The organism is Dyadobacter sp. 22481, from assembly GCF_052044875.1.
GTDB lineage: Bacteria > Bacteroidota > Bacteroidia > Cytophagales > Spirosomataceae > Dyadobacter > Dyadobacter endophyticus.
In genome coordinates this window covers 1-26,600 of the sequence record NZ_JBQENV010000005.1, presented here as the reverse complement: position 1 = coordinate 26,600, position 26,600 = coordinate 1, and the positions used below count along the sequence as shown (strand labels likewise).

The following is a 26,600-nucleotide window of genomic DNA, read 5'->3' as shown; positions in this document are numbered from 1 at the left end:
CCATATTTGTCTGATGTTTAATGGTTAAGCTGTTAAACTGCGTCCACTCGCCGTTCATGGTTCCAAGCATTGGCTGGCAGGGGACATCCGATACCGGGGACATTCGCAGTGTTCCCGGTATTCAACCGGACCAGCCTTCCTGGAAAGCCAGCCCGCATTTTGTGCTCCTATCTGATGACTATCGTGCTATCGTTTAGTTGTGAATAATTGAAATTCTTGGAAAAGCCCAGCACTTTCAGCACGTCATTCATCGGCTGATCGTTGAGGGTAAGCGATATCTTTTCGGTTGAAAGCTCCAGTTTTTCAATGATAATGTGCTGATCGTATTTTCTTTCCAATGCGTGCAGCACCTCTACCAACAGCTCATCCTCGAACACCATCCGGTTGTCCTTCCAGGGGGCAATGGCGGGTTTGCTGATCTCGTTTACCTGGATGTTCTGCGCTTTTTCGGCGACCACGGCCTGCTCGGCCGGAAGGAGCATCAAAGCGGGTTGCCCGGGTTTGTCGCGCACCTTTACGCCCACCTTGCCGGTTTTGACTGTCACTTTAATGTCCGGGTCGTTTTGGTAGGCTTTCACGTCAAATGAGGTGCCCAGTACTGTAATATCCAGCGTTTTGGCATGAACTATAAATGGCTTGGTGGTATCGCGCGAAATGTCAAAGAATGCCTGACCTTCGCGTAGGACAACTTCCCGTGTCTTACCTTTGAATGCGACGGGGTAGCTTAGGGAGGATCCTGCATTGAGCCAGATATGCGAGCCGTCGGGCAGGCTTACTTTCAATGTTTTTCCAAATGGTGCCTGCACCAGTCGGCTAAGCGCAGGGGCGGGTTTGCGCTCGTTGGCCCAGAGCAAAAACCCCACAATTACCACCGCGGCTGCGGCCGAAGACCATGCCGTGAGCCGCCGTACCCAACCGAAGGGTTTTGCCGGACGTTGCTGCTGACGGTTCCTTATGTTGGCCTGCATCCGCTCGCGTATTTCATCCGGCCCCTCGGGTTTGAGGGTGGCGATATTCTGAGGGCCTTCATCTTCGATGAGCTGATCGTACCACTCGTGCAATAGTTGTTTCTCCTCTTCCGAGGCAGTCCCGTCGAAGAATTTCCTGGCGAGCAGTCTGATGTATTCCTGTGTCATTGCAAAGCGGTTTTGCCCTTTGCAGAACATAGAGGGATGTAGTGGTGAAAACCCCTTAGTGTTAGGGTAAATATTTTTATCGGCGGTCGGCAGCCTATCGTCCGGCCCTTACAGCAACAGCGCTACCACATTGCTCAAACTCGCTCTGACGATCTTTAATGCCTTCGTCAGATGTGCTTCGGCGGTTTTTGGGGAGATATTCAGCTCTTCGCAGATATCGGGCAGAGAGCGGTCCTGCAATTTGTTGTACTGAAAAACCAGCCTGCATTTCTCGGGCAGGCGGTTGGTGAGGTTGGTAATGATTTCAAGCAGCAGACGGTTCTCGATTTCCTGGTCGATTGACACCGATGGGGTAGCTTCGTGCCGGATCGACTGCTCCATCTGTTGCGCCTGTTTGGATTTGGCAAGATACCGGTACACCTCGTAGCGCAGCATTGCGGCCAGATAAGGTCCCAGTGAATGTATTTCAAGCGTTTGGCGCTTCATCCAGAAAAGCATGAATGTATCCTGGGTAATCTCTTCTGCCACAGCTGCCGATTTGACCATCCGGTGGGCGGTGTAATAAAGCTTGTCCCAGTACCGGACGTAAATTTCATCGAACACCCGTTCCTCACCCTCTTTGAGTAACGCCGCGAGCTGATCATCAGATAAAGAGGGAAGCAGATTTTTCATCGTAGGTTAGCGTCAAACCAATTGTCAGTAATCAAATATATATTAATGCATCCATAATATTGTTCGATGTTTCAAATAAACAGAATAAAAAGTATGGAAATTTGCAAATAGTCCTTGGCGTAGTTTTGAAATTGTAAAATTTCAATATTTTATTCTGTTGAATAGCTGGTTTTAACACTCCTTATCAGAAGCAGTTGTCTCTGGAATGTGTTTGCGAATCGAAGTTCAGAAACTATTTTGCCTGAATGGCGTAAGCGGTTGCTTTCAACAGATACAAGTAAATAAAAAGGGAGCTTGTATTTATAAGACAAATCAATGCAATCAAAATGAGAAAGGTAGTTTTATTTGCGCACATCTCCTTGGATGGCTTTGCAGGAGATGTCAATGGCGGACTGGGTTTTTTGTCGTATGACCAGGAATTGCAAAAATATGCTGGGGAACTGGTAAAAACAGTAGGCGCTCCGTTGTATGGCAGGACCACCTACCAGTTGATGGAAAGCTACTGGCCTACCGTGCTGGGCGACTCTTGTGCCGGTAAACATGAGCTGGAACATGCGCAATGGGTGCATGATATCCCCAAAGTGGTATTTTCAACTACGTTGGAAGGCGTGAGTTGGAATAACACTACATTGATCAAAGAGAATATTACCGAGGAGGTGAACAAACTCAAACAGCAACCGGGAAAAGATCTGGTGATATTCGGCAGTCCGGGCCTGGCCAAAAGTTTTATGAAGCTGGGGTTGATAGATGAGTATAAATTGACGCTGCATCCTATCATATTGGGCGGTGGTATTAGTCTGTTTGATACCAACATAACCACCAGTAACCTGAAATTGCTGGCATCCGAAACGCTCAACTCGGGCGTAGTTACCTTGCATTATGCCAACAAGTAAGTACTGCCCTAGATCATGAATGGTGCGCAACCATATTCAGACCGGTATTGCTGGCGTGTTTTGATAAAATTTTTAAAAATTGGTGACTTCATAATTTGCTGAAAATCATATATAGGTTACATTTAGGTGCTAAACGCGTTTACACGTAGACCTCATTTATATCTTCGGAACGGTATGAAACACCTCTTCAAATCTTTGATTGTGAGCCCGCTATTGTTCCTGGCCACCGTTTGTGCGGCTCAAGCGCAAACCACATGCCCCGAGGACAGGTCAGCTTGTGCAAATGAAGCCCCTTTCACGCTTTCGGGCGCCAGCCCGACAGGTGGCACCTATAGCGGCCCTGGCGTTTCGGATGGAATGTTCTCGCCTGCTGTTGCTGGGACCGGGGCAAAAACCATCACCTACACTTATCAGGACGGTGGAAATACCACTACTTGCACATTTACGATCACCGTTAACCCGGCAGCGGAGAAAATGGAGATTTTGGGGATAATACCCGTATGTGTTGACGAAAGCGCTAATCTTCCGGAATATTTCGGAACAATAACATCATTTAGCACGACTCCTTCAGAAGCTGTTTCCGTATCATGGACCGGAGCGGGGATTACCGGAAATTCCGTAGCGGGATACCAGTTTACCCCTGCGATAGCCGGTCCGGGATTTCATAGGTTTTATGCCACGGCCACCACAAGTCACGGGTGCACTTCCGGTCCGTTTGCAAGTTCAATTGCCATCGACGGCGCTCCTGCTGTTTCCTGTCCAAAGGATACCACAATCTCTGTCCTTGACAATGCATTTACGCTAACCGGGGCAAAAAATCTTACTGTGAGGGGCTTACCTTCGTCTTCAGGACAGCCTATTACCGATGCAGGAGGAATATATACAGGAACTGGGGTGAACAGTGCAACTGCGATTTTTGACCCATCGGTTGCAGGCGAAGGGGTGCATCCGGTCACATATACTGTAAATAACGGTTGTGGTCCGGCCGCCTCGTGTATCTTCAATGTCAAAACGACGACATTACCGGTCAGACTCCTGAGTTTTGTGTCAAAGAAAAAGGAAAACAAAATTCTTCTTAGCTGGAAAACATCAGAGGAAACCGGTTTTGACCGATTTGAAATTGAGAAAAGCAAAAATCCTAAGAACGGCTTTATACAAATCGGCTATATCGCGGGAAAGGGTGCCACCCATGATTACAGTTTCCTGGATAACAGCGCGATCATACCAGGTAAGCCGGCCTACTATCGCCTTAAAATGGTGGATCTCGACGGGACTTACGCTTACAGCAAAATCGTCCGTGAGGCGGTAGATGGCACCAAAGCTATGAGCGTCTACCCGAATCCGGCTTCTGGCGAACTATCCGTTATTTCTCAGTCAGATTTGGTGGATATTCAGTTGATCAATTTGAAAGGTTTGACTGTTATTGCCCAAAAACCGGACCCATCAAAAATCAACTTCCTGGATGTCAGGGCGCTGCCAGTGGGTACGTATATTGTCCGCATGAAGGATATTTATGGTCAGATTTATCAGTCGAAAGTGGCAATACAGAGATAGCACAGCATACTGGGATTAAGCCAGGCTTTCAATTAACATTTTTTATGTTGTCGATGTAATACTCGGTTAGTTGCTTGCTGCCTGAAACTATAAAGCAAGCTATGAAAACCATTCACAGACAACTAGCCTCCTTGGCGATGTATATCGCGTTGGCGTCTACCCCGGCAGTATCTGCTCCTATTTTTGGCAATCAAGCGCTCGTCACCAGGGATACGGCCAGTAAATTAACAAAAAGCGATAGGGTGGTAAATCCAAAAAAGGCCACCATCCTGGCAATCATACCAGGCCTGGGGCAGATCTACAATAGGGAGCTATGGAAAGCTCCAATCGTTTACGCGTCGCTGGGGGGAGGTATTTTTGCTTATCATCTAAATTCCATAAAGTACCACGATTTTTTAAAAGCATATTTATCATTTTATGATATGGGCACTGGAAATTTTGGACAAGGTATTGATCATGATACACCCAAGCCCGTCATTGTACGCAATACATTTAATACAAAGGCAACCCTAGCCTCGCTGACGGTAGACCAAATCGCCAGGAGAAAAAATGTGTGGCGTAGGTATAGAAATATTTCCGTTTTGGCAATCGGAATCATATACGGTCTCAGCATTATTGAAGCCAATGTGGCCGCTCATCTTAAAACATTTGACATCTCCGATGATATCTCCGTCGGTATTTCACCAAGCCCGTTGAAGTTCACATCCACTACCTTCACACCAGGTGTTCAGCTTGTTTTCAACTTCAAATAGATTGCTGGCCAAGTAATGGTGGACAGGGTAAAGTGCTTCCCATAACGGCTGTATATATACGAACGGGGTGAAGCATCTACCCGGTGCACAGTCATATGACCTCTCCGACATCTGTCAAAGGCTCTTCATGGTACCGCCATCTACACGAATAATTCCGCCGCTAATGTAGTCAGCCAACGGGCTGGTCAGGTAAAGAACCGCTCCGGCAACTTCTTCGGGCCGGCCAAATCTTCCGGTGTCGTTGGGTATCAGGTCCATGACGGCCTTTCGTTTGATTTCTTCCAGTTCGGTACCCCAGCCGAACTTCGGTGCGGCGTTGATGAGCCAATCCTCGACCATCGGGTTCATGATCGCCCCGGGTGATACCACGTTGCTGGTAATGCCGGTGCCTTGCAATTGCCTGGCAAGGGAAACGGACAGGTTGTGGCGTGCGGCCAACGTCGCATTGTAGTGGGGTTGTTCTTTGATCGGCTGGATGGCCAGGCCGCCGCCGATATTGATCACGCGCCCCCAGCCCAGCTCCTTCATTTGCGGGATGATGCGTCTGATCATGCGCACGTACGATACGACGTTGGCGTTGTAGACTTCCAGCCAATCCACAGCCATTGCGTCCGACCAGTTTTTGTGGCTCACCACGCCGGCATTGTTGATGAGTATATCGATGGCCCCACCTTGCAGGGCCGCATCGGCAACCGCATCTGCCCCCGCGTCGGTGGCCAGATCGCCCAGCGCCACCACGGCCAGGCCGCCTGCATCCCGGATGGCACCGGCTACCTGTTCGGCGCGATCTGCATTGCGGCCGTGTACAATCACTTCCGCGCCTTCCGCGGCGAGCATGCGGGCGATCGCCTCGCCCAATCCTGAACTTGCGCCCGTCACCAGGGCGCGTTTTCCTTTCAGTTGTAAATCCATTTCAATTTTGTTTTAGTAATTCAATAGTGTCCAACAGGATGAGCACTCAATAATTTCGGACACAAATTTCGCCGGTAGGCAGCATCTCCGTTTTGTCAGAAGGCCCAAATCGCTTTGTTCAAAAGTTCAACGTGCAGGCCTGAGGCGATGTATTCGCAAGAGTGGTGAAGGGGGCTCAAAAACGAGCGATATTGGTAATGGAAAAATTACCAGCAGTTATTTTTCAAATCAATTCATCTGCTTAAATTGACTCCATTATATATCGTCAGCAGCTACACATGAAACTTAGACTAACATTGGCATTACTTGCCCTTGCGATGGCTTCAAGGGCCCAGAGCGTTGTGGTTAATTCGGATGGGACGCATTCTGTTGTAATCAATAACGGCAGTACATCCGTGATCGTTAACCCGAATGGAACACATTCGACGGCTTTCAACAACGGCAGCACATCGACGATCATAAACCCTAATGGAACGCACGCAACTGCATTTCACAATGGTAGCACCTCAATTATCGTAAACTCTGACGGCACGCATGCTACTGCCTTTCACAATGGCAATACATCGATCATCGTAAATCCCAACGGGACGCATTCAACAGCTTTTCATAGCGGAAGCACTTCTGCTCAGTTCAAAACTGACTTGAACCGCAATAAAGAAGAAGAACCCGCGCCAGAGACGTCCTATGGCTATTTAAGTGCATGGGGAAGGGGGCCGGTTGTCCCGCAAGCCGCTTTTGTCGATCTGACTCAATGGAAATCCGGCCCTGTTATTTGGGTTTTTGTAAAAAAACATAAGCGGAAACGGGACCGATAAGGATTGCCTGACAGGCTTGGCGCAGTAGCGCTCGACGGTTAGGGACAAATTAAATATGCGCCCGGGATGGTCCGTTTCAGGAGTCGTATCGCGATAGCTGCCAGATTCCAGAATTTTCAACAGCCCCCATTTTTGGGCATTGCGTAAATCACGTTCCCTGAAACAGATAAATCGAAGACTTTACTTTCAATAGAGGGAAGCAAGAGTGTCCATGTTTTCCCCTTATCTGATGATCTGAAAATACCGGTCGGATGACCACACAAGAAGTATTCACCAAATTGTATTATCGAAGCAATAGATAGGCTTGCCGGCAGGCCGCCATCGATGGGCTGCCAGATTTTACCGCCATCGTAGGAGACCCGCACTCTTCTGGTTTCAGACGTTGTATTGTAAGTGATCGCAGCGAATCCGCCTTTGATCCGTTCTATGGCGATGCCAATACCGCCTTCATTGATCACATTATCCCAGTTTTCCCCATCATCGGCCGACCGTAATATACCGCTTTGGCTGGTTGCCATCAGTACGCCGTCTGCCGCCACCAATTTCATTACCCGGCCGCCGGTATATACCTGCCTCCAAATTTTCCCACCGTCGGTGGATTTAAAAAGCCCGCTGTCACAACCGATGAAAACTGTGCTTCCGTTCTCGAAAACGGTGCGCGCCTGTCTTGTTGGTAAATTCGTCAACATAGGCAACCATAGACTCGTTCCGTTTATTCTTTGCAAGAATTGGCCGCCGTAATTATATGCAAATATCGCTGTACTGCCAGGAGCAATACTACTGGGTTGGTCGGGGTAAATCTCTTTTCTCCAAAAAGGTGCTTGTGAATTGGGTTTATTGTGATAAATCCAATTTCCTGCACGTATATAGAGCTCACTATCTTTTTCAATGAAACTGTCTGCCTGCAAATTTTCAGGCAGCCCCTCGCTAATGTCCTGCCATGTCTGTCCACCATCCGTAGATTTTAAAATGATGTTTGCGGCTGTTGGCCTCTTAAAGCTCTTGTTTTTTTGTTGACTTTTTATGCGAGGGGATGCCTTTGGAGACTCTAACGACTGATCAAAGACGAGTGAGAATTGAAAAAGGAGCAAAAAAACGAATTTGGAGATAGTCATGACCATAATTGATTTAGTGAACCAAGAATGTAAAGGTAGCTGGCAGGAAATATCGGGAAGCTTTCAAAAGTAAAATGTTGTTAATGAAATGTAAAATGTTTACAAAACAACCCAAAGCTTGCGGCGGCCGGCAAAAAGGAACTCACAAGCTCATTAAATGTTTCTACTGAGAAGATCCGTTTAGTTACTTAATCGATATGGCAAACAAACTTGTTCAGCATATACCACTTTCCATCCTTGACCTTGCACCGATCACTGAGGGAAATAATGCAGCCGTCACATTCAGGAATAGTCTCCGGCTCGCGCAGCGCGCCGAAGAACTTGGTTATCGAAGGTACTGGCTTGCCGAACACCACAATATGGAAAGCGTCGCCAGCTCAGCTACATCCGTACTGATTGGCTACATTGCCGGCGGCACCCATACCATCCGTGTGGGCAGCGGCGGGATTATGCTGCCCAATCACGCGCCGCTGGTAGTTGCCGAACAATTCGGCACGCTTGCCTCACTTTACCCGGGACGTATCGACCTGGGGCTCGGGCGTGCCCCTGGGACCGATCAGGTTACTGCCCGAGCGCTTAGGCGTAACCATATGGAATCCGCCCAGGATTTTCCAGATGATGTGGCTGCATTGCAAACCTATTTTTCGGCGGACAACAGCAGCTCCAAGGTGCGGGCTATCCCCGGCGAAGGGCTGGACATACCGATCTGGATACTGGGTTCGAGCACTGACAGTGCCCGACTTGCTGCCCATATGGGATTACCTTATGCGTTTGCGAGTCACTTTGCACCTACACATTTCCTGAATGCGATAGCACTTTACCGGCAGAATTTCAAGCCGTCGCAACACCTTGCCCACCCGTATGTAATGGCCTGTGTGAATGTGATTGCCGCCGATACGAACGAGGAAGCCGAGTGGCTTGCGACCTCTTTTTTTCAATTGGCTACCGGAATCATTACCGGCAGGCGGCGGGCATTGCAACCGCCTGTGGAGAGTATGGAAGGACTTTGGGGAGAATATGAGGAGGAGGCAGTAAGACAAATGATGAAGTTTACATTTATCGGCGACAGGAAGACAGTAGGCAGCGGGCTGGCCGATTTTCAACAACGCACGCAGCTGGATGAGTTGATGGTCACCAGCCACATCTACGATCCTCAGGCCCGTATCCACAGCTACGAGGTGTTGAAAAGTATTCAGGATGAAAGTTTTTTCAGCAGCTAACCCTTGCGGGGTTGCATTCTTACGAAACTTCGTGGACCAGGACGGGTTTTAGTAACAGTTTTGGTAAATTTTTGCAAAATATCAAGTTCTAATATGGGGATTTTTCTTTTTGCTTGTCTGTAAGAGGTGTTTTACGAGTTACATCTTACGAAAAGCAACATTTATGAAAAGATCAATCCGAATGGTGGCCCTGTTGATTGCATTGACAGGCGCCTTACATTTTTTCGCCAGCGCACAGACTTACAACTGGCGGCCCGTGAAAATGGGCGGAGGCGGCAACGTTACAAGCATTAAAGCGCATCCAAAAGTCCCTAACCTTTTTTTCATTACCACCGATGTAGGTACGCCCTATCGGTGGAACCACGCAGCCCAGAAATGGGAAGACCTGATGTGGTACGACAAAATTCCCACTACCTACTGGAACTGGGAAGCCGCGGCCAAATGCGGCGACCTCGCATTTGACCCAAGTGATGCGACCGGAAATATCTTGTACGCGACCCACCAGACAGGTAAGGGCACCGTTCCAGGCGGTGGAACTTCCCCGGGAACGGTGCTGAAATCGACCGACAGGGGCGCTACCTGGACAGATTGCCAGCTCCCGATACAGGTGCTCCCCAACAGCGATCAGACTTATTCGGACCGGCTGGCGGTGGATCCCAACAATAGCAATGTCGTGTATATCACCACCCGCGCAAATGGAACCTATAAAAGTACCGCCGCGGGCGCGGTTGGCTCGTGGACGAAGGTAAATACGACATTGCCGGATAACTTGCCGGGGCGTTTTATCTTTTTCGACAAAAGCGGTGGGGTAGTGAACGGCGTCACCCGCAATATCTTTCTGGGCAGCCGCGATGGCGTGTACCGGAGCACCGACGGCGGAAATACGTTTGCACTGATGGCCGGCAGCCCCACTGAGCCACGTCGCGCGAGCATTAGTAATGACGGTACCTTTTTCGTGACGAGGTTGCCGCAAAATGCGAACCGCCCGTTGGGAGGAATGACTCTAAACAAATGGAATGGCAGCAGCTGGGTCGACATTACGCCGGTTACCGGCAAGGAATTCAGTGGTGTGGGTGTGAATCCTGCCAACAGCAACGAGATTATCGTTACAACGACCGGTTCATGGAACCACGATATCGCTTACCGCAGCACGACGGGCGGAAGCGGTGGGAGCTGGACGGCGCTGGTGCCCGCTACCCGGGATGTCACCGAGGCTCCGCATTCAAGTGGAAGCGGTGCCGACGGAAATATTGGTCACAATATCAATGGCTTTGTGTGGGACCCATTCAATGCAGGCCAGGTCTGGTTCTCGGATATGCTCGATGTAGGCCAGACGACGAATGTGTGGGCGAGCAGGGTTACCTGGAAATTGCGTAATAACGGCCTGGAAGAAATTGTCGTAGCCGGTCCGTTGGTTTGCCCGCCTTCCGGCTCCAATTTTCTGGTATCCACCACCGGTGATGTCGGTGGCTTTGACCATAAATCGCTGGATTTGCCGCCGGCGAAAGGAATATCCAGTTTTTTTGCAACCAATACGGGTACCAACACATCCGGCGGCGCAATCCAATACTCAAATCCTGACTTTATCGCCAGGGTAGGCAGCGATGGCTGGAATGGTACAGGGATAGGCGGCTATTCTACCAATGGCGGAGATTCCTATACTAAATTCGCCTCACTGCCCGGAACAAGGGGCAGGATTGCCGTTTCGGCAACGAGCACCAAAATGGTTTGGGTGACCCAAGGCGGCCTTACCTATCAGTCCTCCAACCTGGGGGTAAACTGGACGCCTTGTAATGGGGTGCCCAATGCAGTTTTAAAACCGGGCAGTATTTATGAGATCTGGGCGGGCATGAACCCGCTGGCTGCCGACAAGGTGAACGGCAACAAGTTTTATATTTATGCTGCGGGCAAGATGTATGTGAGTACGGACGGCGGTGTGAACTTTGCGGCAACTGCTGCTACGAACCTGCCTAATGTGGGCAATGTGGCGCAAATGAATGTGGAAACAACCCCGGGCAAGGAAGGAGATTTGTGGATCGCATTCTCGGGCGACGGGCTTTTTCACTCTACGGATGGCGGACAGAGTTTTACCAAAGTAAACCCCACAGTAATTACCAAACCCAAATGGGTAGCTGTCGGGAAGGCGGATACGACGGCTGCTTCCAATCCGGTAATCTACGTGAGCTCGGAAGGCACTGCCATCAACGGTGTCTCCTACGGTGTGTTCCGTTCCGATGATAATGGGGCCAGCTGGACGACGATTGCCAACCCGGTTCCGGGGATCGTGAGCAATATGGCAGCCGATTTACACGGCAGGGTATATCTGGGCATCGGCGGAAACGGAATTTTTGTGGGTGAGCCATCGGGCGGCCCGGTGGTTTCGGTGGCGGTAACACCCGCTGCGGATTCTGTGATAGTGGGTTTTACCAAACAACTGAAAGCTGCGCTCACACCCACTTACCCGACCAACAATGCCGTGAGCTGGACATCCTCCGACGCGGGCATTGCTACCGTTAACGCAAGCGGATTGGTTACCGGCGTGGCTGCTGGTGTAGCCACCATTACCGTCACCACGCAGGATGGTGGGAAAACAGCCCAGAGCAGTATCAAGGTCACGCCCGTCATTGGTGTGACGGGAGTAGTGCTTGACCCTGCGATCACAATAGGATTAGGTACGAGCAGAAATCTGACCGCAACGGTGGCCCCCGCCAATGCAACCAACAAAAAAGTAAGCTGGGCTTCATCAGACACAACCGTTGCCCGGATCAACCCCAGCGGACTGGTTACAGGCTTAAAGCTGGGCACAACGACCATTACCGTTACCACAGATGACGGCGCAAAAACAGCGACATCCCTGTTGACAGTTGGAACCGTTGTTATTGCCAACAACTGCGGCGGCCCTACCATCGGCAATTTTATCGCAGATACACCGCAATCCGCATCTATGTGGACTTCTACTGTTACGACAGCGATAGATCTGAGCGGAGTAGTAAACCCTGCGCCTGCTGATGCCTACAAAACCCAGCGTAACGCCGGACAGCCGCTGATCTACCAATATGATAACCTGATCCCGAATGCATTGTATGTGGTAAGACTGCATTTTGCAGAAATCTCAACGACTATTACAGCAGGAAAAAGGAAATTTCATATGACGGTCGGCGCGGATACACTGCTTAAAAACTTTGACATTTTCACGGAAGCTGGCGGCAGAAATAAAGCCATCGTTCGGGAGTTTGCCATCAGATCAACTACTGCTGGCCAGATCCGGATGGTGTTCCGGCCTATTGCAAATTTAAACTATCCCGCCATCAACGCAATAGAGGTAGGATTGACGCCATTGACCTCAGTGGCCGTAAACCCGGCCACGGCTTCGGTAGGCGTGGGGGATACCACCAGGTTATCAGCCGTGATACTGCCGGCCAATGCGACAAACCGCAAAGTTACCTGGACCTCGTCGAACACATCCGTTGTGGGGGTTGATGCAAACGGTCTTTTGCGGGGAATCTCGCCGGGCAATGCTACCGTCACCGCCACCACCGACGAAGGCGGCAAAACAGCCTCGTCGACGATTACAGCCTATAACATTGACGTAACCGGCGTAACGCTGCCTTCTACCGCTTCGGTCGGGGTCAACAATTCCACTACACTTGCCGCAACCATTCAGCCAGCCAACGCCAGCAATAAGGTACTGGCCTGGTCGAGCTCCGACGCGGGCATTGTTTCAGTAGATCAAAACGGTGTACTCACAGGTATTGCGCCCGGCACGGCGACTGTGACAGTTACCACACAAGACGGCGGCAAAACAGCAAGCAGCGTCGTTACCGCTTCCAATGTGCTGATTACCGCTGTTACATTAAACAAACCAGCCGCCACCGTTGGCGTGGGCGATACGACAACCATTAAGGCGACGATCGCTCCCTTGAATGCGAGCAACAAAACGGTTGTCTGGACGTCTTCGAACACTGCGATTGCGACGGTGAACACAGCCGGCGTCGTAACGGCGGTGGGAGTCGGCACGGCCAGCATTAACGCGACAGCACAGGATGCAGGCGGCGTTTCCTCCGCCTCGGCCCTTACGGTGGTGAGCGCAGGATCTTGCGGGGTGCTTACCAACAATGGTTTTGAAAGCGGTTTTGTAAACTGGATCAGAAACCCGAACAACGGAGTGGCAACGATAGGCACTTCAACCCAGAGCGGATTGAAAGCGGCCGTTATCACAGCAGACCAGGGCGCTATTAATTATGGAAAAACCATTACGGTTACGGCAGGCTCGGAAATCACTTTCGATGTTTGGGCCAAAGTGGAAGGTACGCCGAATCCCGGTAACCCTGCCCAACTGATCATGCCGTGGTGGGCTGGTGTTGGGATTGATTTCTATGATGCGCAAGGTGCTAAAATTACCACCGCCTCCACACAGTTTCAGATCTATCCTTCGCCTACGGCCACGGTTTATACCAAATATACTGTCACCAAACTCGCCCCCGCCAATGCCGCTACCATCGGTTTCTGGGCTTCCAAAGCCGGCCCGACCGGTAATCTTTTGCTAGACGATTTCTGCCTGGCCATCACGCCTCCTGCATTGATCGGCCAAACCGTTTCGCTGGACAGCTTGCCGGCCAAGACATTCGGTGATGCTGATTTCGACCCGGGTGCGGTGGCAAGCTCCGGTTTGCCGGTGAGTTATGCAAGCTCGGATACGACCGTGGCCGTTGTCTCGAACGGAAAAGTGCGGGTTGTTGCACCAGGAAGCGCCGTTATTACGGCCTCGCAAAGTGGTAATGCCACATACAGCCCGGCCCAGCCTTCAAGCCGAACGCTGGTGGTTTCATCGGGCTTGAAAGTGCTTTACAAGGATGGTGACAACGGGCAGCTAAATAATAACAACATCAAACCTTACCTGACCATTGCCAACGAAAGCCCCGCTGCCATTCCTTACAGCGAGCTAACTGCGCGTTACTGGGTTACCGCCGAAAATTACGCGGGCATCAGCAAATGGATCGACTATGCCGAAATCGGGAATGGTAAGGTTTCCATGGCTTATGTAGCGCTTGATAAGCCACGCCAGGGCGCATTGGGGTATGTCGAATATGCATTCAACGCATCTGCGGGTAACCTGAATGCGGGTGCGAACTCGGGAGCGATACAGTCGAGGTTTGCCAATGCGAATTGGGAGAACCTTGCTGAGGCCGATGACTATTCGTTCAAAAGTAGTTCTGAATATGCGGTGAACAACCATATTACATTGTACCGCAACGGTAAGCTGTGGTGGGGCATTGAGCCCGACACGGCTGCGGTGGTGCAGAGTTTGAAGGTTTTTTCCGAAAACAAAAACACCAGCGCTTCACCGACCTCGCTGAGCACTTGGATTAAAGTGGAGAACGCTGGCAATGTGCCGGTGGACTATGCCGATCTTTCTGTCCGCTACTGGTTTACGTCCGACGGCACCGCGAGCCTGAACTACTGGATCGACTTCGCGAAGCTGGGCGCCGGAAATATCTCCGGCCAGTTCACAGGCAACCAGCAGAGAGCCAATGCCAACACCTATTTCGAGCTGAAAGGGGCGCCTTCACTTGGAAAACTGTACCCGCTCAGCAGCACCGGCAACATTCAGTACCGGATCGCGAAATCGGATTGGTCTGTATTTGATGAAACCAATGATTATTCCTTCAAAGCAGCGGCGCCATTTGCGGAAAACAATAAGATAACCGTGTATTACAAAGGGCAGCTCGTGTATGGCCAGGAACCGGCAGCTCTGGCAAATGGCCGGTTTGGTGTAATCGAAAATGAAATAGTACCAGCCAAACTGACCGCGACGCTGATGGGAAATCCAATAAGCAGCGATGAGGCCGAGGTTGTCATAACCGGCGCCAATGCATTGCCGCTCCAAGTGACGGTTACCGACGTGAATGGCCGTTCTTTGTTTAGCAAATCAATCCCAAAACCAGCCGACCAGGAGCGACACACATTGCCGCTCGGCAAAACCGCAGGGCTTTACCTGATTAAGGTAGGCTCAGCGCGGGAAGGCGTTGTATTGAAGGTTGTGAAGCGCTAGTAGCATAGTCTCAGTTCGTAATTAATAGTTTCCGTCCGGATCAGCCCAGGTTGATCCGGACTTTTTATGGCGGTTGATTTAATCCGGACCTTCACTATAATAGTGTGCGTATAGCAAGGCCAGCCCGGGCTACCGTTTCACTATCTTCATCACATCAACTGATCCGTTCGTGTGTGTCACCTTTACTATGTATAAGCCGGAAAGAAAATTATTCACATTGAAAGAAGTACGGATATCTGATAAAGAACTTCTTTTTTGATCCAAAATCAACTTTCCGGACATATCATTGAATTGTACACGCTCAATCTTGCTGATATCGCTCACCTCCAATATTAATTGAGCAGTGGTTGGATTGGGATATAAAGCTGTTTTGCTTTTCGAATTTATACTAATGCTCCGTATACTGCTATACGTAAAACTCTCGTCCTTGTCTATCATCTTTAAACGATAAAGATTATTCCCTTCTTCCGGCGCCGTATCAGTGAAAGAATAGGACATCAGTTCGCGGCTTTCACCTTTTGAAGTAACTGTTGCAATCTCTTTCCAGATTTTACCCTTCGAACTGTGCTCAACTTCAAAGCGGTCACTATTTGTTTCCGCAGTAGTGGCCCAATACAGCAAAGCAGTCTGATTTTCTCCTTTTTTGACGGTAAAAGCCACCAGCGTAACAGGCAAAACAACCTCTTCATTGGAAACAATATTGTTATTAAGCGAAATCTTTCCCGCCGTTGAAAAGGCTCTGCCGGAAATGGAAGCTCCCGAGGCAAGTGAGATCGCGCCGACATTGATTACGGTCCCCTTAAAAGCTGACCCGGCGTCTAAACTGACCGCACCATTAACTTGCCAGTAAACATTTTGAAGCGATGCACCGTCCGTCAGTATAATGTTTACCGGAGCGGTTACCGAAAGCGCACCGTCTATTTTTATAATAAATATTGCGTTCGGATCGCCTCCTGCATCCAAAGTCAGGTCTCCGGTCAAGACCGTAGCCGTTGTACTACAATAAACCCCAGGAGCAAATGTAGCGCCACCGCCGATAGGGGAAGTCAGAGTATTTCCGCATGGGTTTAAAATGGGGTTTGTCAGTTGCGCGTAGGCTGCTGCAACGGCTAACGTAGCAGCGACTCCCTGCACATCTCCGAAGTGCGTATTACCTGTAACTGTTACTGCATCCCCCGTTACGGCACCAGCACCATTGCCAATATCACCTGTTACGGCGGTGGTACCGGTGTTGGCAAACTCCCCTACGGAGGTAAAAAGGGCAAATCCGGCTGCGGTTCCTAAGCTCGGCGCCGTTTGGGCCAAACCTGGCGCAGCAGTGAAAGCGGCTGAAATAATGACGGCCAGCGTGATGAATGTAGACGTTTTCATATCATTTGGAATAGCTGTGAAATAATTTTCACAATGCAAAGATGAGCCCTTTGCTATCCAATAGTGTTACAAAAAGTGTAGAAATAGTTACCATATTCACACATTTCTTTTGGGATAAAAAGTGATAGGTTTTCTTTACTATTACCTCTTCAAATCATATGTTTTCAAGATTCCCGCTTCGTTTTCCTTTTAATTGCTTATAAAAGGATGGGCTAAGACCTGTAATTCTTTTAAACTGGTTAGACAAATAAGCGACACTGCTGTAATTCAGCTTATAGGAAATCTCTGTGAGGTTGAGCTCATCGTATAACATCAACTCCTTTACTCGTTCAATTTTGTTTATAATAATAAACTGCTGTATGGTAATGCCCTTCACTTCGGAGAATATGTTGGCAAGATACGTATAATCGTAACCGAGCTTATTGCTGATGTATTCGGAGTGATTGATTTTAGGCGATTCGTCGGAGTAATGTACCATTTCAACGATCACATTTTTTATTTTTTCGATCAGTATACTCTTTTTGTCGTCCAGTAATTCAAGTCCTGATTTGAGCAGATTTGCTTTCAGCCGCTCCCGCTGTTTGACTGTCATTTCTTCAAGTATTTCCACCATACCCAGGTCAAGATCAGTATACCTGATGCCAAGCTTTTTCAGTTCTTCTTTTACCATCATTTTGCACCGCAAACTGACCATATATTTAATGTAAAGTCTCATCCGTGCACAGTTTAGTCATCAGCCTTGTCAGCCAGTTTAGATTTTATTGCATATGTCTTTAGTGGGTTAAATACGGTTCTAATTTGTTGCGTCAAATTCGGATCACCTATTATGCAATCCATGTCGGACGGGACTTAATTCAATACCAATGATACACTAGCAATAACCACGCCAAACGGCCGGATGAAATTTCAATTCACCACAAAAATGTCCCAAAATTTCAAAACATAATACCAGCTCTGCGGACAGAAAAACCCGCCACTAAAGAGTTCTGCGACCAGGGTATCGTCGATTTCCTGATTTAAGAAGTAAAAAACTCAGCCAGAAAAACAGAGAGAATAATTTATGCAATATAAATCCTGTCGCACAAACTGGGGTTAATTGAATTATTTGCTGAAAAAAAAATATTATTTATAGTATGGGGATGGGTCATGCGGACTTGTCTGTAAGATCGAACTGCAAAATCTGCAAATGGTTTAATGAAACGCTATGGCCATTAATTCTACCAAAAAATTACCGCTCCAATCGCCCGAGATCGTGGATCTTTCTGCGCAGGACAACGAACCGGTCATGCTCCATGATGAATACCTCATCCGTGAAATGTTCAGCCGGGAGCCTCAAAAGGGATGCGAGCTGCTTTTCAGGAAGTACTACACCAATTTGTGCAACCACGCGATCCGCTTTGTGCATTCCAGAGAAGTGGCCGAGGATATTGTCTCGGAAGTGTTTGCTGCATTCTGGCAAAGCCGCACTTTTGAGCTGGTCACCACTTCCTACCGTGCTTATCTGTACAAATCGGTCCGTAACCGGTCGTACAACTACCTGAAATGGGACTTGAACCGCACTTCCCCGATGGAGACGCTGACTGCGCCTTTCGCGGCCCATGCGCTTAATCCCTGCGAGGCATTGCAATACAATGAGCTCTACCAGCAGGTGGAGCGCATTGTGCAGGAAATGCCGCCGCAATGCAGGAAAGCGTATTTGCTGAAACGTGTAGAAGGCAAAACGCTGGAAGAAATCGCTGCCGAGCTTCAGATTACCCCCAAATCCGTGGAGGCACTCATTACCCGTGCCATTGCAAGGCTTCGCAACGGGTTGAAAGACAGTTGGTTTATATGTCTTGTCTTCTGCTTTCAATAAAAGTGTGAGGCCCGGCATGGGGATGCGCGCATCCTGCTTGTCTGTCCTTTGAAATAAACATCACCGTGTCCTGCCGGACAATGGTGTTGTGGTTGCCCTGAAAGGATCCTAAAAGCCCGTAAAAGCTAAAAAGCATAAAATGAAAGATTCCCTACCCAAAGATGTCCTGTTCGATTTTTTTGATGGACGGACCACATCCATTCAGCGCAAGCTCGTCGAGGACTGGCTTGCCGATCCGCATAATGAGGAGCTTTATTATCAATATCTGGATGAGTGGGAAAGCCGCCATCCGCAGTTCTCACCGAAGATGGATCACGCGCTGTCAAATTACATTTCATTGATCAACAACGAGGATGCCGGCAAGCAGGCCCCATTGTCGCAACCTGTGTCGACGCGGTCTATTTTCTGGAAAAACCCCTGGTTGTACAGCGCCGCGGCCGCCTGTGTGCTGATGGTAGCCGGTTTTGTTTTTAGAAATGAGCTGCTGTACCAATCGCTGGTTTCCGGTAACGGGCGTATCTCTTCCTATCAGCTCTCCGACGGCACGCAGGTGGTGCTCAATGCTAATTCTGTCTTGCTCGTTCCGAGGCTCGGTTTCGGTTCAGGCAACAGGGAGGTGACATTGGAAGGAGAGGCGGAATTCAAAGTCGTTCATACCAGGGAGGATAGCCGCTTTATCGTGCGAATGGATCATGATTATGTGATAGAAGTGCTTGGTACCGAATTTGTTGCATTTTCCAGAAAACGAGGCACCAAAGTATTCCTGACAAGAGGCAAAGTAAAACTGAGCCTGCCTAAGGGAAAGCAGCTTTACATGAAGCCTGGCAACCTCTTCGCTACCGGATCCAACGGCGCGTTTACCCTTACGTCCTCATCCAAACCAGCCGCATTTGTGGCCTGGAAGCAGGATATGTTCTATTTCGACAATACCCTTTTATCGGAGGCGGTGGAACAGATGAACGACCGCTTCAAAGTAGATGTGCGTATACTCGATCCCGTTCTGGGTAAGCGCCGCATTGGCGGCGTCTACAAAGCCAGGCAGGCCGAAGACTTGCTGGCCATCTTATCCGAGCTGCTCCATCTGGAAGTGGTAAAACATAGCGAATTCATCGAATTGAGAACATCAGTAACTAACCCGAATCATGAGTAGCAGATTTCTACAAAAAACCCGTATCGTGCTGACCATGTTATCTGTTCAGCAACTTTGCATAGCGCAGGGCATTTCATTGGCCAGCCAGCCTATTGCGGCCCAGCCTATTGCGGCCCAGCCTATTGCGGCCCAGCCGATTGCGGCCCAGGCTGGTTCGCGCCAGGGCCAGCATGGAGAAAGCCGCAACAGGGCCAAAAACCTGAAAGACCTGCTCGTGGACCTGGGCAAGCAGCACCAGGTGAGTATATTGTTTGAAGAGGAGACAGTACGAAATATCACAGTGACGGGAGCGGATTACCGCCAGGATGGTAGCAAGCTGGAAAAGCAGTTGACTGACCTGCTCAAACCATTCAACCTCCGTTTTAAAAAGGCAGGAAAAGAGGCATATGTGATCGTGCCAAGGTTTGAGAAAAGGACCTCCGAAACCGGAACTGCTACCCTCGAAAGCGCTAACTCGGCACCGACGATGTCGACCGAACCCGTGGGAAGGCCTGCTATTGCCGTTTTGAAAACCGCCAAAGTGAGTCCCGAAGAAGTTACTGTAAAAGGCAAAGTGACCGATGAACGCGGAGATGGGCTTCCGGGCGTGAGTGTGGTACTCAAAGGCTCGCAGCGCGGGGTGATAACAGATATCGCCGGTAGATATGAAATCACTGGCGCAGATGCGAACGCCGTTTTGATCTTCTCATTTGTGGGATATTTGCCCAAAGAAGAGATTGTTGGCAATCGTGCGGTGGTAGATGTTTCGCTATTGGTGGATACCAAGGCGTTAGAAGAAGTGGTCGTGATCGGTTACGGAACGGCTAAAAAGAAGGACCTCACGGGAGCAGTTTCCGTAGTGGGCCGCAAGGAATTCGGCGATGTGTCGGCCACCTCCGCCCAGCAGCTTTTGCAGGGAAAAATTGCCGGCGTGCAGATCGTGAATACAGGCGGTTTGCCGGGTTCCAATGCCAAAATCATCATCCGCGGTGTAGGCTCCCTTACTAATTCGGACCCGTTGTATGTGATCGACGGTATTCAGGGAGGTGATATCAATTCTGTAAGCCCGTATGATATCCAGGATATTACGGTGCTGAAAGATGCCGCTTCGGTGGCTATTTACGGTGCATCGGCAGCGAATGGTGTGGTTTTAGTTACTACCAAAAAAGGCAAAGCCGGCACTCCGAAAGTGACATATAATGGTTACGTGGGCGTTTCGCAACCATGGAAAAAACTGGATATGCTCGATGCTGCACAGTATGTTCAGCTGGTGAAGGACATCAATGAAGCGCAAGGGAACAAGATACCCGACAAGCTCAATACGCCCGATGTACTGGTAACCCGCACCGATTGGCAAAAGGAGATTTTCAGGAATGCGAAGATCACCGAGCACCATTTAAATGTGACAGGCGGAAGCGAAAAAGCGACCTATAATTTCTCTGCCGGTTATACCAATCAGGATGGTATTATGAAGGATTACGGCTACCAGCGCATCAATTTGCGGACGCAGCTGGAAGAGCAGATCGGCAAGCGGATACGGCTGGGGCAGACCATCAATTTTAAATACACCAAAACAACAGGTAACGTCGCCAGCTTCGTGGAGGCGCTTCGGATGCCGCCTTACGCGCCTACGCTGGACCCGACGAACCTGGGCGGATACAGCAGAGTTACCACCATTCTCGACCAGAACGACGCCCTGAATCCCTTGCCGGGCATTTACCTGACCGAGAAACTTTCCCGCGGCGTTTCTAATCTGTTCCAGCTTTGGGGAGAGGTAGATATTATCAATGGCCTCAAATTCAGAACGCAGGCAAATATTGGTCTTTCTAATAGCAACAGTTACAATTACACAGGTGAATATCTGAACGGCAATACCAGAACGGACCGCAAGATCGATGAGAGCTATTCATTCGCGGTCTCGCCGATTGTTGAAAATATTCTGACCTATTCCAAAACGATCGGCCGCCACGACTTCTCGCTCATGGTGGGTAACACTTTCAATGAAGGTAACAGAAGCCGGAGCGTCAACCTCACAGGGGCTGGTTTTACCAATGACCTCATCAAACAGATCGGCGTTTCCAAATCCAACAGCATTACCGGTGCCGGCTCGGGCATTTATGCGTCGCGATCGTATTTCGGCCGTATTACCTATGCTTTTCATGACAGGTACCTGGTGAATGCCTCCATACGGCAGGATATTAACCCCGCATTTGGGAAAGCTTACAGGAAAGGGAACTTCCCGTCGGTAGGGGTGGCGTGGAAGTTAGCCAACGAGGACTTTATGAAGAACGTCACCTTCATTTCCGACCTGAAACTCCGCGGAAGCTGGGGCATTACCGGAAACGCCAACATCGGCCTTTTCCTCACCGATCCGACCGTTTACCGTGGTTACGGAAACAACAACATTGTCTATTCTTTTGGAGAAAACAAGGCATTCCAGCAAGGTGCGACTGTTACCCGCGTGCCCAACCCGTTCCTGAAATGGGAAGAGACTACACAGGTCGATTTCGGTGTTGATTTTGGTCTTTTGCAAAACAGACTTCAGGTAAGCCTGGACTACTACAAACGCAACAGTAAAGACCTGCTGCTGGATGTGAAACTCCCGGTTTCGACGGGCCTGGGCGATGTTTATAACGATGCGAGCATGGTACAGAATGCAGCCAACGCCGTCAACAAAGGCTTTGAAGCGGCGGTTTCCTATGCGGGCCAGGCGGGCGATTTCAGTTACAGTATTTCAGCGAATACCGGTTATAACAAAAACAATGTCGTTTCGCTGGGCAACGGGGCGCCGATCATCAGCGGCGGCACCAATGGAGGGATTAATATCACCAAAACCGATGTGGGTGCGGCAATCGGTTCGTTCTATGGTTTCAAAGTCGACCACGTCGTGTCAAGCGCTACCGAGGTGGCCCAATACAACGAGCAGGCCATTGCGAACGGCTTTAAAGCCTATCAGGATGGTTTGAAGGCGGGAGATATCGTATACCAGGATCTGAACGGGGACGGACGCATTACCGATTCGGACCAGGCATTTCTGGGCTCGGCCATTCCGGTCTGGACTTATGGCGGCTCGGTGAGCCTGGGTTATAAAGCCTGGGACCTGTCGATGGGCCTTGCGGGGATTGGCGATGTGAAGGTTTATAATGCATTGCGCTATTGGACAGAGGGAACAACCCGCCCCTTCAACTCCTCGACGGCCGTTCTGGACGCCTGGAAAAAGGACGGTGATATTACCGACATGCCAAGGTCCGGCCAGAACACGCCTTCCAACCTGCGCGCTTCCGATCGCTTTCTCGAAAACGGCTCATTTATGCGCCTCCGCAATCTGACCGTCGGGTTTTCCATTCCAAAAGCATTACTAAATGCCGGCAACACAAAGGTGTTTTCAAGCTTTCGGGTCTACGCCACGGCCATGAACCTGCTTACTCTCACCCGTTACAAGGGATATGATCCGGAAGTCAGCGCGAGTGTGAATGACGCCAAGTCGTTCATTTTCACCAAAGGCGTTGATACCGGTCAATACCCGCAACCGCGTACTTTCCTTCTCGGGGTCCAGGTTGGGTTTTAAATTCTTAACATTCATTTTCATTGAGGCATCATGAAAAAACAGATAATTTCACTGGGAACGCTGGCCTGCCTGGCCATGGCCGGATGCGACAATTCACTGGACAATGTCGTAAACCAGGTGAGCTACAACGACGATACCTATTTCACTACACCAGCCACTATTTCGGAAGCCGTAACGGCCACTTATGGTCTGATGCTTTACAAGGGGCTGTATTCGAGGGACTTCTACTATCTCATGGATCTGACCGGCAATGAGGCCGAGGCAGATGCGCCGCTTTTGGGGGACGTGTTACAGCTGCACGATTACAGCTACGCTCCCAATCATGCGCAGATCAATGATCTCTGGTCTACTGCCTATAAAGTCACATTCAGGGCGAACCTGGTGATCGATAAGGCTGCGAAGGTGGTTCCCGCCAACGACGCCGATAAAGCGAAACTGACGCAGTACACATCCGAGGCTTACTTTTTAAAGGCCTATGCGGAGTTTCTGCTCGTAACACTTTGGGGAAGGGTGCCGATTCGCAAGGATTACAGTGAAAACAGCGAATTTTATTTGCCGCGAGCCAGCACGGAAGAGGTCTGGAAACAGGTGGAATCCGACCTGGCGAATGCCATTGCCGGATTGCCCGTCGCTTATGCGAACCCTGCTGCCGACCTGGGTAGGGCTACCAAGGGTGCAGCCATTGCTTTGCTGGGCAAATCCTATTTGTACCAGAAAAAATATGCCGAAGCAGCCGCCCAGTTCGAGTTGCTGACCAAAGCGCCTTACGCTTACGACCTTGTCCCGAACCTGGATGAGCTCTTTACCAAATCGCCGGTAAAAAATGCTGAAACGGTTTTCGATATTCCTCATAAGGCATGGGGCGGCTGGGCAGAAGGAAGCCCTTATTATATGTTCGGGTCGCAGGAAGGGTCGGGAAGCGGAAAAAATACATTGACCGGCCGTGCTATGGAATATGGGTGGAACGACTGGCGAAATGTATTTATCTCCGACGCCGCCGTTAATGCTTTCACTTACAAGGATGAAGCAGGTAAAACTTACGTGGACCCGAGAGCTAAAAACACGTTCTACGGCGATAAGGCGAGTGGGGGAGACGTCAACTATTGCGACAACTGCACAGGAGGCGCCAAACCTTACCCGTATGCGGAAAATGGAAACGGTTACCGGTGGCGGAAATATGAGCCTTACGAATACAAAGAGAAAGGAGAATTGCCTCAATCGGACATCAATTCGCAGGTTATCCGCTATGCCGATGTGCTGCTGATGCTGGCCGAAGCACAGGTGAATTCGGGTAAAATCGCCGAGGCCCTGCCGCTGATCAATAAGGTGCGTACGCGCTCCGCTGCATTTGCCTACACCACGCTCGGCAACAAGGATGAAGCGATGAAAAAGATCATGCTGGAACGCCAGCTTGAACTGTCCGGTGAGCAGGTGCGCTGGTTCGACCTGATCCGATGGGGTATCGCAAAGCAAACCCTGAACGCAGAAAAGAAAGCCAAATATCCTGCTTCCAGCCAATCTTTCTTTCAGGACAAACACGTTTTATTTCCCATTCCCCTGACCGAGAAAAATACCAATCCGCTCGTGGCCAAAGACATCAGTGACGATTGGAACTAAGTTAGTAAATTGTTTCCTGGCTATTTTAAAACAAAACCCGCAGAGACCTGCGGGTTTTGTTACGAATCAGGTGGCGCAGTTTTTGCCGACTTCTCATAGAAAAGCAGATGCCCTCAGTACAAGGGCATCTGCCAGTTATTATTTAATATGGACGAATTTGTGTGTGTGAACAGATCCGTCAGTGTGTGTGATGCGCAGAATATACACGCCCGCATCGAGTTTGCTTACATCAACCTTACCTGATAAGGCCGCTCCTGAGCTGTAAACCTGCAAACCTGCCAGGTTGTCGATCCGGATGGCTCTCACCTGCTTCCAGCTGGTAACTTTGAGCGTGAGCTCATTGCTAACCGGGTTAGGGTAGATGCTGCTTTCCAGCTTGCTTTCAAAGCGAACGTTTCTGATAGCGCTGAATGCAAACGTGCCATCGATATCGATCATTTTCAGGCGGAAGAGGTTATCGCCAACCTCCGGTTTGTGATCAACAAAAACGTAGGTCTTTCTCACCTTGCTTTCGCCCTGCGCCTGTACGCTGCCGATGGCCTTCCACGACTTGCCGTCAATGCTGCGTTGTACCTCGAAACGTTCCGAATTGGTTTCTTCGGAGGTTACCCAGTTCAATTCAGCAGTATTTTCACGCGCGGTCGCAGTGAAGGACACCAGCGTGACAGGAAGCGGTTTTTCCCAGCGGATCGTGTATGGTGCAGGCGGTGATTGCTCGCCGGCCTCATCCACGTAAGCATATTCAAACTTGATGCTGGTGTAACCCGTGCCTGTGAGCTTGATAGCCAGCGAGTCAGGATTGTAGTTCGGGATCACTTGTCCCGCCGTTACCAGCACACCGTTGTAATACAGCTCGCCATTGTCAGGAAGGGTTGTGATCACCACGGTGCGATCTCTGCCTGAACCATTCAATGTACCATCCTCGGGGTCGGTACCTGTCAGCTGAGCAGGCGTGGTCGTGCCTGTACCGGTGCTGGTATGCGTCCCGTTGAGCGGGATGATCGCATCGGTAGTCGGCTGATCGATCAGGTAATCCTTCGGATCTGCTACCGGCGGCTGCTGCACACCGAAGTTTGCATTGGTCACGTCGGTAGTGGTCACTGTGATGTTTGGCAATATACCATTCACCGTTCCGTCGCTTCCTGCATTGGTACCCAGGTGTTCACCGGTGTTATTCCAACCGGTAGGCAGGCTAGGTGTCGTCGAGCCAGCCGCTGTCTGATGCAATACCACGCTGTACGTACCTGGCACTACATTACCGAAGTCGTAAGAACCATTTGCATTGACAGGAACGGTCGCTACCGCATTTCCGGTGCTATCCACGAGCGTCACATACAATCCACTAGGAATAGCAATGGCCGAGGTGGTATTGACTGTACTGTCGGTCAATGCATTGGCGTCGTGGAAGACATTGCCGGAAAGACCAACTGCCGGTGCAGTGAATGGAGCCGTTACCGTGCTTTCATTACTTACCGCACCACCGTTATCTGTTACTACAAAAAGAACAGAGGCGGTCACAGCGCCGTCGATAGGGTCAATCAAAACAGAAAGACCTGTTACCGGAACCGTTAATGAGTCCGGCCATGCGGTTTGTCCTGTGCCCGGTGTTTCACCCGGAGCTACATAGGTAACACCATTGATGGTCACCGTTGTCACATTCTCTGGGAATTCAGTGAATGTAATGGTTTCGACTGTTCCGTCAGCGTCTGTAAAATCAAACTCGTCCGAAATATCGACCGTTACCACACCCCCCGGATTGGGTTGTGAAGGCACTGCTGCATTTGTCGTAACCGGTGGGACCTGTACCCCGAAATTGGCGTTGGTCACATCCGTTGTTGTCACTTCTATGCCCGTCAGCACACCATTGACCGTTCCGTCGTTACCGGCAGCGGTTCCCAGGTTTTCACCTGTGTTGAGCCAGCCCGATGGGAGCGAAGGC

17 protein-coding genes are annotated in these 26,600 nt (G+C 50.0%); 10 read left to right on the top strand and 7 right to left on the bottom strand.

Annotated elements, in window-relative coordinates; all coding sequences use genetic code 11:
• Positions 1–167 precede the first annotated feature (167 nt).
• Positions 168–1,136 (bottom strand): FecR family protein, encoded by a 969-nt coding sequence (locus tag ACTJJJ_RS28350; protein ID WP_426293896.1) that lies wholly within the window; start codon positions 1,134–1,136, stop codon positions 168–170.
• A 108-nt stretch (positions 1,137–1,244) separates the two neighbouring features.
• Entirely contained in the window at positions 1,245–1,808 is a 564-nt protein-coding gene (locus ACTJJJ_RS28345) for an RNA polymerase sigma factor (RefSeq protein ID WP_426293897.1), read from the bottom strand.
• A 326-nt stretch (positions 1,809–2,134) separates the two neighbouring features.
• Here ACTJJJ_RS28345 and ACTJJJ_RS28340 point away from each other — a divergent pair, with 326 nt between their 5' ends.
• The 3 genes from ACTJJJ_RS28340 to ACTJJJ_RS28330 all read left to right on the top strand — a co-directional run bounded on the left by ACTJJJ_RS28340 (position 2,135) and on the right by ACTJJJ_RS28330 (position 5,007).
• A complete protein-coding gene (locus tag ACTJJJ_RS28340; RefSeq protein WP_426293898.1) occupies positions 2,135–2,701 on the top strand; it encodes a dihydrofolate reductase family protein in 567 nt (188 codons plus the stop codon).
• A 174-nt stretch (positions 2,702–2,875) separates the two neighbouring features.
• A complete protein-coding gene (locus ACTJJJ_RS28335) occupies positions 2,876–4,255 on the top strand; it encodes a T9SS type A sorting domain-containing protein (RefSeq protein ID WP_426293899.1) in 1,380 nt (459 codons plus the stop codon).
• Between the two features lie 101 nt (positions 4,256–4,356).
• Complete coding sequence (locus ACTJJJ_RS28330; protein ID WP_426293900.1) at positions 4,357–5,007, top strand: DUF5683 domain-containing protein; 651 nt, start codon at positions 4,357–4,359, stop codon at positions 5,005–5,007.
• A gap of 114 nt (positions 5,008–5,121) precedes the next feature.
• Here the strand turns inward: ACTJJJ_RS28330 and ACTJJJ_RS28325 are convergent, their stop codons facing one another.
• Positions 5,122–5,919: an SDR family NAD(P)-dependent oxidoreductase gene (locus ACTJJJ_RS28325; RefSeq protein WP_426293901.1), complete on the bottom strand. Its 798-nt coding sequence runs from the start codon at positions 5,917–5,919 to the stop codon at positions 5,122–5,124.
• 278 nt (positions 5,920–6,197) lie between these two features.
• On the opposite strand from ACTJJJ_RS28325, the gene ACTJJJ_RS28320 reads away from it, so the two are divergent.
• Positions 6,198–6,734, top strand: a complete 537-nt coding sequence (locus ACTJJJ_RS28320) for a hypothetical protein (protein ID WP_188928042.1) — start codon at positions 6,198–6,200, stop codon at positions 6,732–6,734.
• Positions 6,735–6,850: 116 nt separating this feature from the next.
• Here the strand turns inward: ACTJJJ_RS28320 and ACTJJJ_RS28315 are convergent, their stop codons facing one another.
• Positions 6,851–7,849, bottom strand: coding sequence for a WD40/YVTN/BNR-like repeat-containing protein (locus tag ACTJJJ_RS28315; protein ID WP_426293902.1), 999 nt, complete (start codon positions 7,847–7,849; stop codon positions 6,851–6,853).
• A 197-nt stretch (positions 7,850–8,046) separates the two neighbouring features.
• Between ACTJJJ_RS28315 and ACTJJJ_RS28310 the strand changes: the two genes are divergently transcribed.
• Together ACTJJJ_RS28310 and ACTJJJ_RS28305 are read left to right on the top strand one after the other, a co-directional pair.
• Positions 8,047–9,069, top strand: a complete 1,023-nt coding sequence (locus ACTJJJ_RS28310; protein ID WP_426293903.1) for an LLM class flavin-dependent oxidoreductase — start codon at positions 8,047–8,049, stop codon at positions 9,067–9,069.
• Between the two features lie 163 nt (positions 9,070–9,232).
• A complete protein-coding gene (locus ACTJJJ_RS28305) occupies positions 9,233–15,121 on the top strand; it encodes an Ig-like domain-containing protein (protein WP_440703711.1) in 5,889 nt (1,962 codons plus the stop codon).
• 129 nt (positions 15,122–15,250) lie between these two features.
• On the opposite strand, the gene ACTJJJ_RS28300 is transcribed toward ACTJJJ_RS28305, so the two are convergent.
• Together ACTJJJ_RS28300 and ACTJJJ_RS28295 are read right to left on the bottom strand one after the other, a co-directional pair.
• Positions 15,251–16,492 (bottom strand): ice-binding family protein, encoded by a 1,242-nt coding sequence (locus tag ACTJJJ_RS28300; protein WP_426293905.1) that lies wholly within the window; start codon positions 16,490–16,492, stop codon positions 15,251–15,253.
• A 154-nt stretch (positions 16,493–16,646) separates the two neighbouring features.
• Positions 16,647–17,207 (bottom strand): helix-turn-helix domain-containing protein, encoded by a 561-nt coding sequence (locus tag ACTJJJ_RS28295; protein ID WP_229221177.1) that lies wholly within the window; start codon positions 17,205–17,207, stop codon positions 16,647–16,649.
• Positions 17,208–17,696: 489 nt separating this feature from the next.
• Between ACTJJJ_RS28295 and ACTJJJ_RS28290 the strand changes: the two genes are divergently transcribed.
• The 4 genes from ACTJJJ_RS28290 to ACTJJJ_RS28275 all read left to right on the top strand — a co-directional run bounded on the left by ACTJJJ_RS28290 (position 17,697) and on the right by ACTJJJ_RS28275 (position 24,661).
• Positions 17,697–18,347, top strand: coding sequence for an RNA polymerase sigma-70 factor (locus ACTJJJ_RS28290; protein ID WP_188928052.1), 651 nt, complete (start codon positions 17,697–17,699; stop codon positions 18,345–18,347).
• Between the two features lie 139 nt (positions 18,348–18,486).
• Positions 18,487–19,497, top strand: coding sequence for a FecR family protein (locus ACTJJJ_RS28285; RefSeq protein WP_426293906.1), 1,011 nt, complete (start codon positions 18,487–18,489; stop codon positions 19,495–19,497).
• On the top strand, positions 19,490–23,044 hold the full coding sequence (locus ACTJJJ_RS28280; protein WP_426293907.1) for a SusC/RagA family TonB-linked outer membrane protein: 3,555 nt from the start codon (positions 19,490–19,492) through the stop codon (positions 23,042–23,044). Before ACTJJJ_RS28285 ends, ACTJJJ_RS28280 begins: the two co-directional genes overlap by 8 nt.
• Before the next feature lie 30 nt (positions 23,045–23,074).
• Positions 23,075–24,661 (top strand): RagB/SusD family nutrient uptake outer membrane protein, encoded by a 1,587-nt coding sequence (locus ACTJJJ_RS28275; RefSeq protein ID WP_426293908.1) that lies wholly within the window; start codon positions 23,075–23,077, stop codon positions 24,659–24,661.
• Positions 24,662–24,799: 138 nt separating this feature from the next.
• Here ACTJJJ_RS28275 and ACTJJJ_RS28270 read toward each other — a convergent pair.
• Positions 24,800–26,600: T9SS type A sorting domain-containing protein (locus ACTJJJ_RS28270; RefSeq protein WP_440703710.1), on the bottom strand; the 1,801-nt coding region annotated here is incomplete at its 5' end.

What these genes read in the sequence shown, in the direction of transcription:
- ACTJJJ_RS28350 (WP_426293896.1), bottom strand. Translation starts at nt 1,136, where the DNA reads ATGACACAGGAATACATCAGACTGCTCGCCAGGAAATTCTTCGACGGG.
- ACTJJJ_RS28345 (WP_426293897.1), bottom strand. Translation starts at nt 1,808, where the DNA reads ATGAAAAATCTGCTTCCCTCTTTATCTGATGATCAGCTCGCGGCGTTA.
- ACTJJJ_RS28340 (WP_426293898.1), top strand. Translation starts at nt 2,135, where the DNA reads ATGAGAAAGGTAGTTTTATTTGCGCACATCTCCTTGGATGGCTTTGCA.
- ACTJJJ_RS28335 (WP_426293899.1), top strand. Translation starts at nt 2,876, where the DNA reads ATGAAACACCTCTTCAAATCTTTGATTGTGAGCCCGCTATTGTTCCTG.
- ACTJJJ_RS28330 (WP_426293900.1), top strand. Translation starts at nt 4,357, where the DNA reads ATGAAAACCATTCACAGACAACTAGCCTCCTTGGCGATGTATATCGCG.
- ACTJJJ_RS28325 (WP_426293901.1), bottom strand. Translation starts at nt 5,919, where the DNA reads ATGGATTTACAACTGAAAGGAAAACGCGCCCTGGTGACGGGCGCAAGT.
- ACTJJJ_RS28320 (WP_188928042.1), top strand. Translation starts at nt 6,198, where the DNA reads ATGAAACTTAGACTAACATTGGCATTACTTGCCCTTGCGATGGCTTCA.
- ACTJJJ_RS28315 (WP_426293902.1), bottom strand. Translation starts at nt 7,849, where the DNA reads ATGACTATCTCCAAATTCGTTTTTTTGCTCCTTTTTCAATTCTCACTC.
- ACTJJJ_RS28310 (WP_426293903.1), top strand. Translation starts at nt 8,047, where the DNA reads ATGGCAAACAAACTTGTTCAGCATATACCACTTTCCATCCTTGACCTT.
- ACTJJJ_RS28305 (WP_440703711.1), top strand. Translation starts at nt 9,233, where the DNA reads ATGAAAAGATCAATCCGAATGGTGGCCCTGTTGATTGCATTGACAGGC.
- ACTJJJ_RS28300 (WP_426293905.1), bottom strand. Translation starts at nt 16,492, where the DNA reads ATGAAAACGTCTACATTCATCACGCTGGCCGTCATTATTTCAGCCGCT.
- ACTJJJ_RS28295 (WP_229221177.1), bottom strand. Translation starts at nt 17,207, where the DNA reads ATGAGACTTTACATTAAATATATGGTCAGTTTGCGGTGCAAAATGATG.
- ACTJJJ_RS28290 (WP_188928052.1), top strand. Translation starts at nt 17,697, where the DNA reads ATGGCCATTAATTCTACCAAAAAATTACCGCTCCAATCGCCCGAGATC.
- ACTJJJ_RS28285 (WP_426293906.1), top strand. Translation starts at nt 18,487, where the DNA reads ATGAAAGATTCCCTACCCAAAGATGTCCTGTTCGATTTTTTTGATGGA.
- ACTJJJ_RS28280 (WP_426293907.1), top strand. Translation starts at nt 19,490, where the DNA reads ATGAGTAGCAGATTTCTACAAAAAACCCGTATCGTGCTGACCATGTTA.
- ACTJJJ_RS28275 (WP_426293908.1), top strand. Translation starts at nt 23,075, where the DNA reads ATGAAAAAACAGATAATTTCACTGGGAACGCTGGCCTGCCTGGCCATG.